The following is a 17,760-nucleotide window of genomic DNA, read 5'->3' as shown; positions in this document are numbered from 1 at the left end:
TTAACAAATGTACATTGTATGTGAATGGAGGTGAGGATTCATGTCCGGAGAGGTTTTATCACAAAGTGAGATTGATGCCTTGTTATCTGCCATTTCGACTGGAGAAATGGATGCTGATGAACTAAAAAAAGAAACAAATGAGAAAAAAATCAAAGTATACGATTTTAAGAGGGCCTTACGATTTTCGAAAGATCAAATACGAAGTTTAACTCGTATTCATGAGAATTTTGCTCGGTTGCTCACAACCTTTTTCTCAGCGCAGTTAAGAACTTATGTTCAAATTTCTGTTGCATCAGCCGATCAAATTCCATATGAGGAATTTATTCGCTCCATCCCCAAAATGACGATTTTGAATGTTTTCGAGGTACCTCCATTAGATGGGAGAATCCTGATGGAAGTAAATCCGAACATCGCTTATGCCATGATGGATCGAATGATGGGTGGTAAGGGTAGTAGCATTAATAAAGTAGAAAACCTAACTGAAATTGAAACGAAAATTATGTCGACGACGTTTGAGCATTCTTTTGAACATTTGCGTGAGGCGTGGGAAACGCTCGAAGATATTGAACCAATGCTAGCTGATTTTGAGGTGAATCCTCAGTTTTTACAAATGGTTTCGCCGAATGAGACAGTAGTCGTTATTTCGCTCAACACGACGATTGGAGAAACAACAGGGATGATCAATATTTGTATTCCTCACGTGGTTTTAGAACCGATCATTCCAAAGCTTTCTGTTCATTATTGGATGCAAACCGATAAGAAGGACAGAGAACCTCAAGAGGTTGCACTTTTGGAGAAAAGACTTAAAAGAGCAGATTTACCGATTGCGGTTGAATTAGGAAATGCTGAAATCACGATACAAGATTTCCTGATGATGGACATTGGAGATGTGATTGAATTAAAACAACATATTGAAAGCCCATTGACGATCAAAGTAGCTGAAGTTCCTAAATTTTCGGGTCAAGCTGGTAAAATCAACAAGAAAATTGCAGTTCAAATTTTAGAGACATTGAAGGGGGGAGACGACAATGGTGAGTGATGATATGCTCTCTCAAGATGAAATAGATGCGTTATTAAGAGGAACAGATGAAATAGACCTAGATAGTGGAAATAGTAAAACAGCCAATGTGGAAGATTATTTAACATTAATGGAGAAAGATGCTCTAGGTGAAATTGGAAATATTTCCTTTGGAAGTTCTGCTACGGCATTGTCTACTTTATTAAATCAAAAAGTTGATATTACAACACCAACCGTTTCAGTCATTTCAAAAAGTGATTTAGGGGAAGAGTTTCCACACCCTTATGTAGCCATCCAAGTAAAATATACTGAAGGCTTTTCAGGAACAAACCTACTCGTCATTAGACAAGAGGATGCAGCGATTATTGCTGATTTAATGCTTGGAGGGGATGGATTAAATCCCGCTGAGCTTATGGGGGAAATCCAGCTTAGTGCTGTCCAAGAAGCTATGAATCAAATGATGGGATCTTCAGCGACTTCAATGTCTACGATTTTTAGTAAAAGGGTGGATATCTCTCCACCTACGATTGATATTCTTAATCTCCAACATGGTGAAGGAACTGAAAGAATACCGAACGAGGATATGCTTGTAAAGGTTTCTTTCAGGCTGAAAGTGGGAGAACTGATCGATTCGAACATCATGCAATTAGTCCCATTAGAGTTTGCGAAAGATTTAGTTGCAGAATTGTTGAATCCAACTTCTGTAACGGAACAAGCTTCTACGACAACTGAAACTGTTCATGCGGAACCAGTCGTTCAATCTCAACATACTCAACAAGGGATTAGTAGTTCGTCTATCGGAGAGCAACCAACAATGCCAGGATATGGTGAACCTAACCAACAGGGTTCAACACCATCAGGATACCAAATGCCTCCAATGCAGCAACCAGTACCACCACAACATCCAACAGGACCACAGCATTATGGAGCACAGTTCCAAGGTGGACCACCACCAGCAGTACAACCTGCCGTGTTCTCAAATTTTGATCAATATCAGCTTCAAGAATCTGAAGCGAAGAATTTAAATATGTTATTTGATATTCCGCTTCAGGTTACTGTAGAACTTGGAAGAACGAAGAGATCTGTAAAGGAAATACTGGAGTTATCACCTGGATCGATTATCGAATTAGACAAGTTGGCGGGGGAGCCGGTTGACATCTTGGTAAACAGTCGCCTGATCGCAAAGGGTGAAGTTGTTGTAATTGATGAGAACTTTGGGGTCCGTGTAACAGATATCATTAGTCAGAGTGACAGACTAAATAAACTTAGATAAACAATGGGGGATTCTATTAATGGCACACAAAATTTTAATTGTAGATGATGCAGCATTTATGCGGATGATGATAAAAGATATTTTAACGAAAAATGGTTTTGAAGTAGTTGGAGAGGCTGCTGATGGGGCACAAGCAGTTGAGAAATATCAAGAAACGAACCCTGATTTAGTGACGATGGATATTACCATGCCAGAAATGGATGGAATTACAGCATTAAAAGAAATCAAGAAATTAAATCCTAGTGCAAAAGTTATAATGTGTTCAGCAATGGGGCAGCAAGCAATGGTTATTGACGCTATTCAAGCTGGAGCAAAAGACTTTATCGTAAAGCCGTTCCAAGCAGATCGAGTGATTGAGGCGATCTCCAAAACATTAGGATAATGTTAAAAATGGCGGCTTTTTATGCCGCCTATCTTTCCTTTCATTATCTCTAAATGAATACATAAATAGAGGTGCATCCAGTTGCGAGTAATTCAGCAATCCGTTAGAGTTCTTCTTCTTTTAGTTGTAGTACTTATCGGATTTAATATAGTAGCTAAGGCAGAAACGGACGATAGTGTTAAGAATTGGCTTGAGCCAGAACAAACGGTCGATGAAGAATCTGATCAACCAGAGATTACGGATGATGAGGCTGTCGATGAAAGTAGCACAGTGGGGATTACGATTTGGGATTTTGTGAAAATGATAGTAGCTACCCTTTTTGTTATTGCACTTCTTTATTTTTTACTTAGGTTTATCAATAAAAAGAACATCAGCTATCGCGATTCTCAACTTATTCAAAATATTGGTGGAACGTCTGTTGGTTCGAATCGCTCCATACAGATGATTAAAGTAGGGAAAAGAATTCTTGTTGTTGGGGTTGGGGAAAACATCCAACTTTTAAAAGAGGTAGATGACGAAGAAGAAGTTCGCCAAATCATTGAAGAGCATAATCAAAGAATTGAACAATTAACTAGCCCAAGCGATATTGTGACAAAGGTAATTGAAAGAACAAAATCTTTTCAAAAGCAGGATCAGGAAAAAGATAAAAACTCTTTTTCTTCACTCTTGAAAACACAGCTAGATCAGATCTCGAAACAAAGAAAGAAGCTGTTTGATGAAATGGATAAGAAAGGGTCAGAAGATAAATGAATGAGTTTATGGAGTTTTTTAACACTAGTGATCCTGCTAATGTTTCGACATCAGTTAAGCTTATCCTACTTCTAACCGTCATGTCCTTGGCTCCAAGCATTCTAGTGCTGATGACATCATTCACTAGAATTGTCATTGTTCTTTCCTTTGTCAGAACGGCGCTTGCCACCCAGCAAATGCCACCAAACCAAGTCATCATTGGTTTATCTTTGTTTTTAACTTTTTTTATCATGGCACCTACCTTTAGTGAGGTAAATCAACAGGCTTTAACCCCGTTGTTCAATGAGGAAATTACTCTTGATGAGGCTTATGAGCGTGCATCCTTACCACTAAAAGAATTCATGAGTGCCCATACAAGACAGAAGGATCTTGCGTTGTTTCTCGAGTATTCACAGGCAGAGCGTCCTGAGTCAATCGCAGATATCCCATTAACAACCCTTATACCAGCATTTGCAATAAGTGAAATCAAAACAGCTTTTCAGATTGGGTTTATGATTTTTATTCCGTTTTTGGTCATTGATATGGTAGTAGCTAGTGTCCTGATGTCAATGGGAATGATGATGCTTCCTCCGGTTATGATTTCATTGCCTTTCAAAATTTTATTATTCGTTCTTGTTGATGGCTGGTATTTAGTTGTCAAATCTTTATTGGACAGCTTCTAAATAATTTATTACATATAACGGCACCTTATAAAGTAAGAATATCATCCGTTTTTTATGAGCGAAAAAGTAGGTGAAACTCTGATGACTCCAGAAAGTGTCATTTCAATAGCAGAACAAGGAATCTGGATTGTTCTGATCATTAGTGGACCACTTTTGCTATTGGCTCTTGTAGTCGGCTTAATTGTTAGTGTATTTCAGGCAACTACGCAAATTCAAGAGCAAACATTAGCATTTGTTCCCAAGATCGTAGCTGTATTATTAGGTATTGTTTTCTTTGGACCATGGATGCTAAGCCAGATGCTTTCTTATGCGAACAATATTTTTTCTAATTTAACGAGGTTTGTAGGCTGATGTTATGGTAGATTTTCTTCCCAATTTTCCTGCTTTTTTACTTGTGTTTGTGAGGGTTACATCATTCTTCATTATGATGCCTCTTTTCTCGTATCGAACGATTCCCGCAAGTCATAAAATTGGTTTTGGTTTTTTTCTTGCATGGATTATGTTCTATACGATCGAAGCACCGGCTTTCGAAATTAATGGAGCCTACTTTTTATTAATTATGAAGGAAGCCCTAGTCGGCTTAATGGTCGGGTTTATTGCTTATCTAGTATTATCGGCGATCCAAGTAGCTGGGGGCTTTATCGATTTTCAGATGGGATTTGCGATCGCAAACGTCATTGATCCACAAACTGGAGCACAAAGTCCTTTAACCGGGCAGTACTTCTATATTATTAGCTTATTATTTTTACTTAGTGTAAATGGCCATCATCTCATGATTGATGGCGTCTATTATAGCTATCAATTTATTCCTATCGACCAACCGTGGATCCCGTTTGGGAATGAAAATCTGGTAGCTTATGTTGTCCAATCCTTTAGTTACATGTTTATGATTGCATTACAAATGTCATTACCTGTTGTAGGAAGCTTATTTTTAGTGGATGTGGCATTAGGTATCGTCGCAAGAACTGTTCCCCAACTAAACGTATTTGTTGTCGGCCTACCGTTGAAAATTGGTGTCAGTTTTATCGTTATTTTTTTGGTTATGGCCATCATGATGGGCGTTGTTTCGCAGCTGTTCGAAACGATGCTCGGTACAATGAGGGGTCTTATGGATCTCATTGGGGGTGCATAACATGAAATGGATAGAAGTAGATTTACAGTTCTTTGCTGGGGAGAAGACTGAGAAAGCGACACCGAAAAAAAGACTTGATAGTAGAAAAAAAGGGCAAGTGGCAAAAAGTCAAGATGTGAACACGGCGATTGTGTTACTGGCCGTCTTTCTCATCCTGTTATTTGCAGGGAACTTTTTTTTTGAATCGTTACTAAATATTTTTCGTCACTCTTACCAACAGTATATAGGCTTAGACTTAACGGAAACTAACATACAAATGATCCTTTTAGATATTCTCCAAGAGCTAGTATTTGTTCTTGCGCCGATCATGGCGGTGGCGATGGTTGCCGGTGTAGCAGCCAATTATATGCAATTTGGCTTTCTCTTTTCAACTGAAACGATTCAGCCGAAATTGGAGAAATTAGATCCGATTAAAGGGTTTAAAAGGATTTTTTCAATAAGAGCACTTGTTGAGTTATTAAAGTCTATTTTGAAAATTACTTTTGTAGGAGTGGCTACCTTTTCAGTTCTGTGGTTTCGAAAAGAGGAGATCTTAATCCTGGCAGAAAAATCGGTGGGAGCAGGTCTAGCAACAATCGCCAACTTAACCGTACAAATGGGGCTAATCGCTTCTGCTTTACTAATCGTCTTATCAATATTAGATTACCTCTATCAAAAATACGATTTCGAGAAGAATATCAGAATGTCAAAGCAGGATATCAAGGATGAGTATAAAAACATTGAAGGGGATCCGTTGATTAAGTCGAAGATTAAACAGCGACAACGTGAAATGGCGATGAGGCGAATGATGCAAGAGGTTCCAAATGCTGATGTAGTTATTACAAACCCTACCCATTTTGCGGTATGTTTAAAATATGACGAACATAAAAGCGATGCGCCATTAGTTGTTGCAAAGGGTGTTGATTATGTTGCTCAAAAAATTAAGTATATTGCGAAGGAACATGATGTCGTCTTGGTAGAAAATCGCCCATTAGCAAGAGCTTTATATAGTCAAATTGAAGTAGGTGACGCTATTCCAGAGGAGTTTTTTAAGGCAGTCGCTGAAATCTTAGCATTTGTATATCGAACAAAGAACAAAATTTAAGCAGTTGTTGTCATAGCAGGACATAGTAATCCCTGTTCATATATTTTCTTTTCGTTTAGCAAAAGGCACTGTTTAATAAATCGGTTTAAAAAAGGCTCTCCATAATGTCAGTGCCTTACGCTATTCAATTAGGGGGAAACACCATGCGAGCTAAAGATTTAATTGTATTATTAAGCGTCATTTTAATAGTGGCGATGCTCATCATTCCATTTCCAACATGGGTGTTGAGTATCCTTTTAATTGTGAATATATCGCTAGCTCTCCTAATTTTACTGATTTCAATGAATATGAGTGAACCACTTCAATTCTCGGTGTTTCCTTCATTGCTCTTATTGGTTACTTTATTTCGATTAGGATTAAATGTATCAACAACCCGCTCCATTTTATCTAAAGGGGATGCTGGAAATGTTGTTGAAACATTCGGTTCCTTCGTGGTAGGTGGCAATGTTGTCGTCGGGTTAGTGGTATTCATTATATTGGTCATTATCAATTTTATCGTTATTACAAAAGGGTCAGAACGTGTTTCAGAAGTTGCAGCACGATTTACATTAGATGCGATGCCAGGAAAGCAAATGAGTATTGATGCAGATTTAAACGCTGGCATGATTTCCGAGCATGAAGCAAGAGAACGCCGTGAAAAAGTCAGTCGTGAAGCAGATTTTTACGGTGCCATGGACGGAGCGAGTAAATTTGTTAAAGGAGACGCTATTGCTGGGATTATCATTACGTTAATCAATTTACTATTTGGAATCATCATTGGTGCCACGCAATTAGGTTTACCAATTGCTGAAGCAGCAACAAAGTTTTCACTCCTTACAGTAGGAGATGGAATCGTCAGCCAAATCCCGGCTTTATTAATATCAACTGCTACCGGTATTGTTGTTACAAGAGCGACATCTGATGGAAATCTAGGGCAGGATATCACAAAACAACTCCTCTCTTACCCAAAGATGTTATACGTAACAGGCGGGACGATTATTTTATTAGGCTTATTCACACCAATCGGTGCCTTATTAACGCTACCTGTAGGAGGCCTAATGCTTTTCGGTGGTTATCGAATGTCTAAAGTTCCTGAAACGTCGAAAGAACAATTAGAGGACATGGAAGAGGATATTCAAACAGATGAAATGAAAAGTCCGGAAAGTGTTGTTAGCCTTCTAAATGTTGACCCGATTGAGTTTGAATTTGGTTACGGACTAATCCCATTAGCTGATTCAAACCAAGGAGGAGATTTGCTCGATTGTATTGTCATGATTAGGAGACAATTAGCGATTGAATTAGGTCTCGTCATTCCAGTTGTTCGGATTCGTGATAATATCCAACTCCAACCTAATGAATATAGACTTAAAATCAAAGGGAATGAAATGGCGAGGGGAGAGCTCCTCCTTGATCATTATTTGGCGATGAGTCCAGGGGTCGAAGATGAATCGATTGAAGGGATTGATACAGTAGAACCATCCTTTGGTCTCCCTGCAAAATGGATTACAGAAGATATGAAGGAACAAGCAGAGATTTTTGGGTACACGGTCGTCGACCCACCATCTGTTGTGTCTACACATATTACAGAGATTATAAAAGGAAATGCCCATGAGCTTCTTGGAAGACAGGAAACAAAACAACTGATCGACCATGTAAAAGAGAGTTACCCGATTTTAGTAGAGGAAGTCACCCCAAATCCACTTTCTGTTGGTGAAGTACAAAAGGTTCTAGGAAAGCTATTACGAGAGAATGTCTCCATTCGTAATTTACCGATTATTTTCGAAACATTGGCCGATTTTGGAAAAGTAACTTCAGATACTGATTTATTAACTGAGTATGTTCGTCAAGCTTTGGCAAGACAAATAACCAACCAATATAGTTCTAATGGCCAAGTTTTAAAGGTTGTGACTGTTTCTGGTAAAGTCGAGAAAATCATTGCTGATGGTATTCAGCAAACAGAGCATGGCAATTATTTATCCATTGATCCGAACGTTTCTCAATCCATTTTAGAATCAATCGCCGCACAGGTAGAGCAACTTTCTTTAATGGAACAAACACCGATTGTTTTGTGTTCACCAGCTGTGCGTATGTATATTAGACAGTTAACGGAACGTTATTTTCCACAAATTCCAATCCTGTCTTATAACGAATTAGAGGCCAATGTGGAAGTACAAAGTGTAGGGGTGGTGAATACTGAATGAAGGTAAAAAAATTCGTGGCTAATTCAATGCCTGAGGCAATGAAGAAGATTCGGGCTGAATTAGGTAATGATGCCGTTATATTGAATTCAAAAATTGTTTATACAGGTGGATTTTTAGGTTTCTTTCGAAAAAGAAGTATTGAAGTGATCGCTGCAATGGATCAAGTAGCAATTAATCGAGAACCAAAGATAAAAGAAAAATCAACCAATATATCACCGAAATACAAGTCGAAAGAGAAACCGAGCGAGAGCCTTAATAAAGTTCAAAATAAAGTGGAAGAAAATTTATCTACTGAACTAAATAAGGAATTAGCAGAGGTTAAGAAAATGATTCAAACGATGTCTGCCCCTAGAATAGAAAGTGGGCTCTTTCCAGAATCGATTCAGTATGTCAATAATTTACTGATCTCTCAGGGAATCGAAGCCAATATTCGCAAAGAACTGGTGGTCGCACTATTAGAAAAATGGTATATCAATAGAGCCAACTCCGGAGCGGAAAATGTGAAGCAATGGTGCCAGGAGATCATGACGGAGCGAATCTCCAAATGTACATTTGGAGAGATTTCCTTTACAAAGAAATATGTAAATGTTGTTGGTCCAACAGGGGTAGGGAAGACCACGACATTAGCCAAAATCGCAGCTGATTCGATATTAAAGTTCCATAAAAAAGTGGCATTAATCACAACAGATACTTATCGGATCGCGGCGATAGAGCAATTGAAGACCTATGCAAAAATACTCTCTGTTCCGATAGAGGTTTGTTATAATTTGGACGATTTTAAGAAAGCTTGTGACACTTTCAAGGATTATGAAGTGGTGTTAATCGATACAGCTGGTCGTAATTTTCGTGATCCCCGTTATGTAGAGGAACTCAAGACCACGATCGATTATGAAAATGAGATGGAAACCTACCTTGTGTTGTCTTTGACTTCCAAACAAAATGATATGGAAGAAATCTTTAAGCAGTTCTCGAGTATTGAAATTAAACAGTTTATATTTACAAAACTGGATGAAACCGCAACCTATGGTGCGATGTATAATATGATCGAGAAATATCAAATTGGTGTAGCTTATTTAACAAATGGTCAAGATGTACCTGATGATAAGATATCTGCTTCTGCAGATGTGATTACCAAATTGGCTCTTGGGGATGAAACGGATGAGAGATCAAGCTGAAGCGCTAAGAAGACGTCTAAACGATCTATCTAAGTTAAGGAAGACGAAGGCTCTTGCTGTTGTAAGTGGTAAAGGCGGAGTCGGAAAATCGAATTTTTCGTTAAACTTTGCCATCTCTTTATGTCATAAAGGATATAAAGTGTTACTATTTGATATGGATGTCGGTATGGGGAATATTGATATTCTATTAGGAAAGTCATCAAAATTTACGATTATTGACTTTTTTGAAAAGGATCAAACATTGAAAAGCATTGTTACGGAAGGACCTAAGAATCTCCACTATATTGCTGGTGGTACAGGACTAAACAGACTCTTTAATTTAGATAGAACCATGCTGGAAAAGTTCACTGAGGAATTTTCCAATGTCTTAAATGAGTATGATTATGTCATATTTGATATGGGAGCGGGAGTTACGGAAGAAACTCTTCAGTTTATTCTCTCTGTTGATGAGATCATTCTTGTGACCACGCCTGAACCAACTTCAATTACAGATGGCTATGCCATGTTAAAACATATACATATGCAGAATGATAAAGTCCCATTTTTAGTAGTCGTTAATCGAACGCTCGAAGAAAATGATGGACTTGCCACATTTAATCGACTTAATTCGGTTACACAGAAATTTCTAGGGCGTGAATTAAAGCTTCTTGGCATGATTCCAGATGATAAATCAATTAGATTGGCTGTTGCAAATCAAACTCCGTTTATTTTAGCAGCAAAATCTAGTGCTTCAAAAGCGTTAATAGAACTTACTGAGAGATATGAACAAGAAAAATATAACGTAATGCAACCTTCTAATGATTTCCGTTTTGTCACAAAGTTAAAGAGATTCCTCTTTGAAAGGTAGTGCGTGAAATGCCAAAAATTAAAGTGCTTATTGTTGATGATTCTGCATTCATGAGAAAACTGATACATGATTTTTTATCAGAACATCCTTCAATAGATGTAATAGGCACAGCTCGAAACGGAGAAGATGCATTAAATAAAATTAAGACTTTACGACCAGATGTCGTAACATTGGATATCGAAATGCCAGTAATGAATGGATTAGAGGCACTTCAAATTATTATGAAAGAACATCCGGTTCCAGTTTTAATGTTATCGAGCACCACGCAGCTCGGTGCTGAAAATACGATGCTAGCGATTTCGTATGGGGCGATCGATTTTATTACAAAGCCTTCCGGTCCTATATCTTTAGACCTAATTAAGGTAAAGGAAGAATTAATTGAGAAAGTACTTTCTGCCAGTAAAGCCAATATGGCTGGGGTTATTAAAAATAAGCCATATACAAAAAGCACTATTCGATTATCGAAAGAATGTAGTAAAATAGAAAGAAAGGAACAGAAATTAAGTTCCGTTCAAAAAAGCTTTTCTAATAAAATTATTTGCATTGGGACATCAACAGGTGGACCTAGAGCCCTACAAGAAGTCATAACAAAGTTACCGAAAGGCTTAGATGCAGCCGTCTTTGTTGTACAGCATATGCCTGCAGGATTTACAAAAAGTCTTGCAACAAGGCTGGACTCTCTATCTGAATGTCATGTGAAAGAGGCGGAGGATGGAGAAATTGCCATGAAAGGTACGATATATATCGCTCCTGGAGGCTATCATTTACTTGTCAATGAGGTAGGAGGAAAGCTAAAGATTCAGCTTGATATGAGCATACCTCCTAAAAGTGGTCATCGCCCATCTGTCGATATTATGTTTCAATCTATTAGTGATATTTCGGACTATACGAAAATTGCCGTGATTATGACTGGAATGGGTGCTGATGGTTCACAAGGGTTAATCGAGTTAAAGAAAAAAGGGCATGTCACAGCTATCGCAGAATCACAAGTGACTTCGATTGTATATGGAATGCCAAAAGCGGCTATTGCCACTAATTTAGTTGATGAGATTCAAAATGTGGACAAGATTGCTGAAACGATTTTGCAATATGTATAAGTTATGCCAAAAGGAGGTAAGAAAATGGAATTGAACCAGTACCTTGAAGTGTTTATTGAAGAAAGCAAAGAGCATTTACAAAGCTGTAATGAGCGTTTGCTCGATCTGGAAAAAAATCCACAAGATATAAACATCGTTAATGATATTTTTCGTTCCGCACATACATTAAAAGGCATGTCTGCGACGATGGGCTATGAGGATCTTGCCAGTTTAACCCATCAAATGGAAAATGTCCTTGACGCTATACGTAATCATAAATTATCGGTCACACCTGAATTGTTAGATGTTGTATTTCAAGCTGTGGACGATTTAGAAGCAATGGTATTTTCTATTGCAGATGGCGGTGATGGTAAAAGAAACGTAACAGAGGTAGTGGAAAAGCTGAAACTAATTGAAAAGGGTGAAAGCCCTACTCAAGCACAGTCTAAAGCTGAAGTTGCAGCTACTGCAACTTCAACTAAAGTATCGTTTAAAAGTGAATATGATGAATTTGAATACACGGTCCTTGAACAATCAAAAGAGCAAGGGTTTGAAGCATATGAAATTACGATAGCGTTAAGGGAAGATTGTCTCCTTAAGGCAGCACGAGTATATATGGTTTTTGAAGTATTAGAAAAGGTTGGAGAAGTGATTAAATCGAATCCACCTGTTGATCAACTTGAAGAAGAACAGTTTGATCAAGAGTTCACAGTGTCGATCGTCTCGAAAGAGAATGCAGACGATCTACAGAAAAAAATCATGAAGGTTTCTGAAGTTGAAAAAGTAGAGATCAACTTCATTTCACTTGAAGGCATTCGCAACAAGAAGGAGTTAACGGAGGTGCCCGTTCGAGAAGAAACCAATAAAGTAGAAGAAGTAACGACCACTGCTACTGTATTAGTTGAAACGGAACAAAAGAAGCAAACGAGTACAACGAAACAAGCCAGCAACAAAACGATCAGAGTGAATATTGAAAGACTTGATATCTTACTGAACCTATTTGAAGAACTTGTCATTGACCGTGGTCGATTAGAACAGATTTCCAATGATTTAAAAAATCAGGAGCTTCATGAAACGGTCGAGAGAATGTCTAGAATTACAGGGGATCTCCAGAATATTATTCTTAATATGAGAATGGTACCTGTAGAAACCGTGTTTAACCGTTTCCCAAGAATGGTTAGACAACTAGCCCGTGATTTAGGTAAAAAGGTTAATCTGGAAATTATCGGTGCAGAAACAGAATTGGACAGAACGGTAATCGACGAAATCGGTGATCCACTTGTTCACCTCATCCGAAATGCATTAGACCATGGTTTAGAAACTCCAGAGGTTCGTAAAGCGAACGGAAAAAATGAAGAAGGCACAGTTGTATTAAAGGCCTTCCATAGTGGAAACCACGTCTTCATCGAAATTGATGATGATGGAGCAGGAATCAAAAAACAAAAAGTACTTGAAAAAGCGATAAAGAACGGGATTATCACTGAACAGATTGCGTCAACGCTTTCCGATAAGGAAGTATTTGAGTTAATCTTTGCATCCGGATTTTCGACAGCTGATAAAATTTCAGATGTTTCCGGGCGTGGCGTTGGTCTTGATGTTGTTAAAAATACAATTGAATCATTAGGTGGGTCCATTTCGATTGAATCGATAGAAGGGAAAGGTTCGAAATTCTCGATTCAATTGCCACTTACCCTTTCCATTATTTCAGTTATGCTTGTTGAAATTGAAAAGGAAAAGTTCGCAGTTCCACTTTCTTCAATTATCGAGACAGCAATTGTTAAAAAAGATGAAATTTTAAATGCTCACAATCAAAAGGTGATTGATTTCCGTGGCAAGGTCGTACCTTTGTTATTTTTGAAAGATATCTTCCAAGTGCCTAGTCATGAAGAAAAGGATGAATTCTATTCTGTTGTCATCGTGAGAAAAGGTGATAAAATGGCGGGATTAATCGTTGATTCCTTTATTGGTCAACAAGAGGTCGTGCTTAAATCACTAGGAAACTACTTAACGAACGTTTTTGCTATTTCAGGTGCGACGATACTCGGTGATGGTCAGGTAGCGCTAATTGTAGATTGTAATGCACTAATCAAATAAATAGACGAAAAGAAATATCCTCCACGCCTATGTGGAGGACCCCCTTTTAAAAGGAAGGTGACGATAATGACTGAAACTTTAGCAGAGGATATTAAATTTATTGTTTTTCAGTTGAAAGAAAAGGAATACGCCATTCCGGTAGATAAAGTGAACTCGATTGAAAAGGTTGATCATATTACGAGAGTACCTGGATTGACTTCGTACGTGAAGGGGGTTATCAATCTTAGAGGAGTCGTAACCCCAATTATTGATCTACGGCTACGTTTTGGGCTTGAAGAATTCCAATACACGGAAAGCACAAGAGTCATCATCGTTGCGATTGATGGTATGGAGGTCGGCTTGATCGTTGACTCCGCTAATGATGTGATTGATGTCAACGTAACCTCGATTGAACCACAACCAGAGGTTGTTGGTGTTACGGAAGTAGCGTACATAAGTGGAGTAGCGAAAATCGATAAACGTTTACTCATTTTATTAGACCTTGAGAAAGTTTTGAATCGAGATGAATTAAGAGTAGACAATAAGATTGAAGGCTAATTATATGAATTTTCTTGAGAAGTTTTCGACCGTTCACTTAGATGTTTTAAAAGAAGTTGGCAATATTGGGGCGGGGCATGCTGCGACCGCTCTTTCCACCTTATTAAATAGAAAAATCGATATGAGAGTACCGAAAGTGAGAGTTGTCTCTTTTGACGAGATGATGGAAATGGCTGGAGGTCCAGATAATATTGTAGCAAGTGTATTCTTGAGAATTGAGGGAGATGCTCCTGGAAGTATGTTCTTCGTACTGTCTCTAGAACAAGCTACTACCTTTATTAAACAAATGACTGGAGATGCCCACTTTTCATTTGCTGAACCACCTTATGATGAATTAGCGATGTCTGCCTTACAGGAACTTGGCAATATTCTCTCTGGCTCTTATCTATCTTCTCTGTCAGATTTCACCAATTTAGATTTATACCCTTCCGTTCCTGCATTAAGTATTGATATGGTCGGTGCGATTATTAGTTTTGGATTAATAGAGCTTTCCCAAGTTAGTGATTTCGCCATTGTCATAGATACAGCATTAGATGACGAAGATAATAATGGTCCAAATAGTGTAAAAGGTCATTTTTTCCTGTTACCAGATCCAGATTCATTTGAAATTATTTTTCGAGCTTTAGGAGTAACGGATAATGATTGACCGTGTTCAGGTGATTAAGGTGGGGATTGCAGATATGAATATCGTAAGAACACCTAATCATATCAGAACATCAGGGTTGGGATCTTGTGTCGGTGTTGTCGTCTATGATCAAGGGAAGGAACTGGCTGGATTAGCACATGTGATGTTGCCCGATTCAAAACTGGCAAAGGGTGGAACAATTAATATCGCTAAATTTGCGGATACCGCTGTAAGGGAACTGGTAAGTAGACTTATAAAACATGGTGCTAGAGACTATTCACTAAAAGCAAAGCTCGCTGGTGGTGCCCAAATGTTTCAATTTTCTAGTTCTAATGACATGATGAGAATCGGTCCGCGGAATGTAGAGGCAGTGAAAAGGGAGCTTGCAGCATTAAAGATTGCCATAGTCGGTGAGGATGTTGGCGGTAGTAGTGGGCGAACCATTGAGTTCGATCCGAAAACATGCCTATTGAATATCCGCACAGTCAATAAAGGTGTTTGTGAACTCTAGTAATTTTAAATCAGTCCCTTCGAAGGACTGTTTTTTTTATTATCTGGGTAATTTGACGCATTTCCCTAATAATGGTTGTAAACAATTTAACAACTCATCTAATATGATGTGCCCAAATTTGATATAATAATAGTGTGCATTTTTGTTCATTAAGGAAAGTCAAGGTCCACGAAAATGAAGGGCTTTGCTTGAGTTTTCGCACGACCAATTTAGTTGGAAATATTACGAAGTATTGGGAGGTTGCAATGGGACAGGTATTAACAACTGAGGAACAATTAATATGGGATAAATGGATTTCGGCCCGCGACTCAGAAGCAGGAAACCTGTTAGTCAAAAAATACATGCCTCTTGTTAGTTATCATGTACAAAGGGTAGCTGTTGGCCTTCCCAAAAATGTATCGAGAGATGACATTCATAGTCTTGGATTAATGGGGTTGTACGATGCATTGGAAAAATTTGACCCGACGAGAGAATTGAAATTTGATACGTACGCATCGTTCAGAATACGTGGAGCGATTATTGATGGCTTAAGAAAAGAAGATTGGTTATCAAGAAGCACGAGAGAAAAAGCAAAAAAAATCGAAGTGACCATTGGTAAACTTGAACAAAAATATATGAGAAATGTGACGGCTAAAGATATTGCTGTAGAGCTAGACATGCCTGAAGAAGAAGTTCACACAACGATGAACGAACATTTTTTTGCCAGTATCCTTTCCATTGATGAACGAGGAAATGAACAGGATGAAAAAGACGGTCAAGCTTATACGATAAAAGATACAAAAGCTGATATTCCCGAGGAAAAAATCGTAAAAAACGAGCTGATCCAAGAAATGTCAACAATGATTTCACAATTAAATGAGAAAGAACAACTGGTGTTAAGTTTGTTTTATCAAGAAGAACTCACCTTAACTGAAATCGGACAAGTTATGGATTTATCTACTTCTCGAATTTCGCAAATTCATTCGAAAGCAATATTTAAGCTGAGACAATCATTAAGTAAACTGCTCTAATTCTATCAGGGAAAGCTAAGAATAGAAAGAGGGATAGAAAATGGATATACCCTTTCGCGTCAGCATAGCAAAAGATCAATTGAAAGCTTTTATTGAATTGAAGGAACCGATAGCAGAAAATTTCTCTATTTCAGTAAATGCCCTCAGAACATTTCTAGAGGAGCAGAATGTTGTATTTGGTATTAATGAATCGATGCTATTTATAATGGCAGATAATCCGAAATCATTGGAGTATCCGATTACGATCGCGGAAGGGTCCCCCCCGCAAAATGGGGAAGATGCTTGCGTGATAGTAGAGAGCGAAAAAGAAGAGACAAAAAAGAAGGAAAAAATAAATTTTCGAGATGTATTGGATATCCCATCTGTTAAGAACGGTCAAGTGATTGCTAAAGTGATGCCACAAACGGTTGGTATGAATGGGCGAGGAGTAACTGGGAAATTGCTCCCTGCCCGTGATGGCAAGCCGCTAATGGTCAAGCCTGGTAAAAATGTGGTAAAGGAAGGGAATCAGTTCATCGCCACGACGGACGGACAAGTAAGCGTTACCTATAAATCGATCACGGTAAATCCAGTATTTGAAGTGAATGGGGATTTGGATCTAAAGACGGGAAATGTTAATTTTATTGGAAATGTCGTTATTCGTGGCAATGTTCCTACCGGTTATGAAGTCATTGCTGGAGGGGACATTAAAGTGTATGGACTTGTTGAAGGAGCACAACTCGTTGCAAGAGGAAATATCCTTATTTCAGGTGGAATTACAGCTGCGCAGCGAGGGAAGGTTGTGGCAGGTGGGTGTGTTCAAACAAATTATTTGAATCAAGCAGACGTTCGAGCGGGACAAGACGTCATTATTCATACTTCTTCTTTACATAGTAAAGTCGAGGCGAAAGAATCTATTTATTGTAAGAATGGACATGTTATTGGTGGGCTCCTTCGTTCAGGTAAAGACATACATGTGAAAGAGCTTGGTAATGATCTATTTACGAAAACAGAGCTATTTATAGGTTATGACCCTTCTATCGAAAGAAAAGATGAGCAACTAAAAAAGGAGCAAGGAGAAATATCAGAAAATATAAAAAAGCTTAATATGATTGAAAATAGATTAGTGGAGCAGGCGAAAATAAAAGGGCAAATATCTTTACAAGATCAATTGCTTATCACAAAACAAAAAACAACGAAGCAGCAATTACAACAGAAATTAGTAGAACTCGAGAAAGAACTTAAGAGACTTGAGATTGAAAAATTAAATCGAGGGAAACAGGGATTATACATTTATGATAAGGTGTATCCCAACACAAGCTTGAATTTTGGGAAGTATGTTAAACTGATTCAGAAAACACATGCTTATGTGAAATTCTTTTTAGATCATAATGAAATTAAATTTGAACCTATTTAATTAGGCGT

At 38.1% G+C, this 17,760-nt stretch carries 18 protein-coding genes; all 18 read left to right on the top strand.

Annotated features, from left to right (window positions below):
- The first annotated feature begins 40 nt into the window (after window positions 1–40).
- Entirely contained in the window at window positions 41–1,039 is a 999-nt protein-coding gene (gene fliM / locus AA0X71_RS14395; RefSeq protein WP_413355996.1) for a flagellar motor switch protein FliM, read from the top strand.
- Window positions 1,029–2,291 carry a flagellar motor switch phosphatase FliY gene (gene fliY, locus AA0X71_RS14390; RefSeq protein WP_413355995.1) on the top strand — a complete coding sequence of 421 codons (1,263 nt, stop codon included), beginning with the start codon at window positions 1,029–1,031 and terminating at the stop codon, window positions 2,289–2,291. The genes fliM and fliY overlap by 11 nt, the downstream gene beginning before the upstream one ends.
- A gap of 19 nt (window positions 2,292–2,310) precedes the next feature.
- Window positions 2,311–2,673, top strand: a complete 363-nt coding sequence (locus AA0X71_RS14385) for a response regulator (RefSeq protein ID WP_019152777.1) — start codon at window positions 2,311–2,313, stop codon at window positions 2,671–2,673.
- Between the two features lie 81 nt (window positions 2,674–2,754).
- Window positions 2,755–3,423, top strand: coding sequence for a flagellar biosynthetic protein FliO (locus AA0X71_RS14380; RefSeq protein ID WP_413355994.1), 669 nt, complete (start codon window positions 2,755–2,757; stop codon window positions 3,421–3,423).
- Window positions 3,420–4,085 carry a flagellar type III secretion system pore protein FliP gene (gene fliP / locus AA0X71_RS14375; protein ID WP_413355993.1) on the top strand — a complete coding sequence of 222 codons (666 nt, stop codon included), beginning with the start codon at window positions 3,420–3,422 and terminating at the stop codon, window positions 4,083–4,085. The genes AA0X71_RS14380 and fliP overlap by 4 nt, the downstream gene beginning before the upstream one ends.
- An 81-nt stretch (window positions 4,086–4,166) precedes the next feature.
- Window positions 4,167–4,436 carry a flagellar biosynthesis protein FliQ gene (fliQ, locus tag AA0X71_RS14370; protein WP_413355992.1) on the top strand — a complete coding sequence of 90 codons (270 nt, stop codon included), beginning with the start codon at window positions 4,167–4,169 and terminating at the stop codon, window positions 4,434–4,436.
- A gap of 4 nt (window positions 4,437–4,440) precedes the next feature.
- Entirely contained in the window at window positions 4,441–5,217 is a 777-nt protein-coding gene (fliR, locus tag AA0X71_RS14365) for a flagellar biosynthetic protein FliR (protein ID WP_413355991.1), read from the top strand.
- A 1-nt stretch (window position 5,218) separates the two neighbouring features.
- Window positions 5,219–6,301 carry a flagellar biosynthesis protein FlhB gene (flhB, locus tag AA0X71_RS14360; protein ID WP_413355990.1) on the top strand — a complete coding sequence of 361 codons (1,083 nt, stop codon included), beginning with the start codon at window positions 5,219–5,221 and terminating at the stop codon, window positions 6,299–6,301.
- A gap of 143 nt (window positions 6,302–6,444) precedes the next feature.
- A complete protein-coding gene (flhA, locus tag AA0X71_RS14355) occupies window positions 6,445–8,481 on the top strand; it encodes a flagellar biosynthesis protein FlhA (protein WP_413355989.1) in 2,037 nt (678 codons plus the stop codon).
- Window positions 8,478–9,656, top strand: a complete 1,179-nt coding sequence (flhF, locus tag AA0X71_RS14350) for a flagellar biosynthesis protein FlhF (protein ID WP_413355988.1) — start codon at window positions 8,478–8,480, stop codon at window positions 9,654–9,656. The genes flhA and flhF overlap by 4 nt, the downstream gene beginning before the upstream one ends.
- The gene (locus AA0X71_RS14345; protein WP_413355987.1) at window positions 9,640–10,503 is read left to right on the top strand and encodes a MinD/ParA family protein; all 864 of its coding nucleotides are present in this window, start codon (window positions 9,640–9,642) and stop codon (window positions 10,501–10,503) included. Before flhF ends, AA0X71_RS14345 begins: the two co-directional genes overlap by 17 nt.
- 8 nt (window positions 10,504–10,511) lie before the next feature.
- Entirely contained in the window at window positions 10,512–11,600 is a 1,089-nt protein-coding gene (locus AA0X71_RS14340) for a protein-glutamate methylesterase/protein-glutamine glutaminase (RefSeq protein ID WP_413355986.1), read from the top strand.
- Window positions 11,601–11,624: 24 nt separating this feature from the next.
- On the top strand, window positions 11,625–13,673 hold the full coding sequence (locus tag AA0X71_RS14335; RefSeq protein WP_413355985.1) for a chemotaxis protein CheW: 2,049 nt from the start codon (window positions 11,625–11,627) through the stop codon (window positions 13,671–13,673).
- A 66-nt stretch (window positions 13,674–13,739) separates the two neighbouring features.
- On the top strand, window positions 13,740–14,210 hold the full coding sequence (locus tag AA0X71_RS14330) for a chemotaxis protein CheW (protein ID WP_413355984.1): 471 nt from the start codon (window positions 13,740–13,742) through the stop codon (window positions 14,208–14,210).
- A 4-nt stretch (window positions 14,211–14,214) separates the two neighbouring features.
- Window positions 14,215–14,856 carry a chemotaxis protein CheC gene (locus AA0X71_RS14325; protein WP_413355983.1) on the top strand — a complete coding sequence of 214 codons (642 nt, stop codon included), beginning with the start codon at window positions 14,215–14,217 and terminating at the stop codon, window positions 14,854–14,856.
- Window positions 14,849–15,346: a chemotaxis protein CheD gene (locus AA0X71_RS14320; protein WP_413355982.1), complete on the top strand. Its 498-nt coding sequence runs from the start codon at window positions 14,849–14,851 to the stop codon at window positions 15,344–15,346. The genes AA0X71_RS14325 and AA0X71_RS14320 overlap by 8 nt, the downstream gene beginning before the upstream one ends.
- A gap of 245 nt (window positions 15,347–15,591) precedes the next feature.
- Window positions 15,592–16,356, top strand: coding sequence for a FliA/WhiG family RNA polymerase sigma factor (locus AA0X71_RS14315; RefSeq protein WP_413355981.1), 765 nt, complete (start codon window positions 15,592–15,594; stop codon window positions 16,354–16,356).
- A gap of 40 nt (window positions 16,357–16,396) precedes the next feature.
- The gene (locus tag AA0X71_RS14310; RefSeq protein ID WP_413355980.1) at window positions 16,397–17,752 is read left to right on the top strand and encodes a DUF342 domain-containing protein; all 1,356 of its coding nucleotides are present in this window, start codon (window positions 16,397–16,399) and stop codon (window positions 17,750–17,752) included.
- Window positions 17,753–17,760 lie beyond the last annotated feature (8 nt).

Source organism: Robertmurraya phoenicis (assembly GCF_047302285.1).
Lineage (GTDB): Bacteria > Bacillota > Bacilli > Bacillales > Cytobacillaceae > Robertmurraya.
This window is presented reverse-complemented; position numbering and strand designations above follow the sequence as displayed.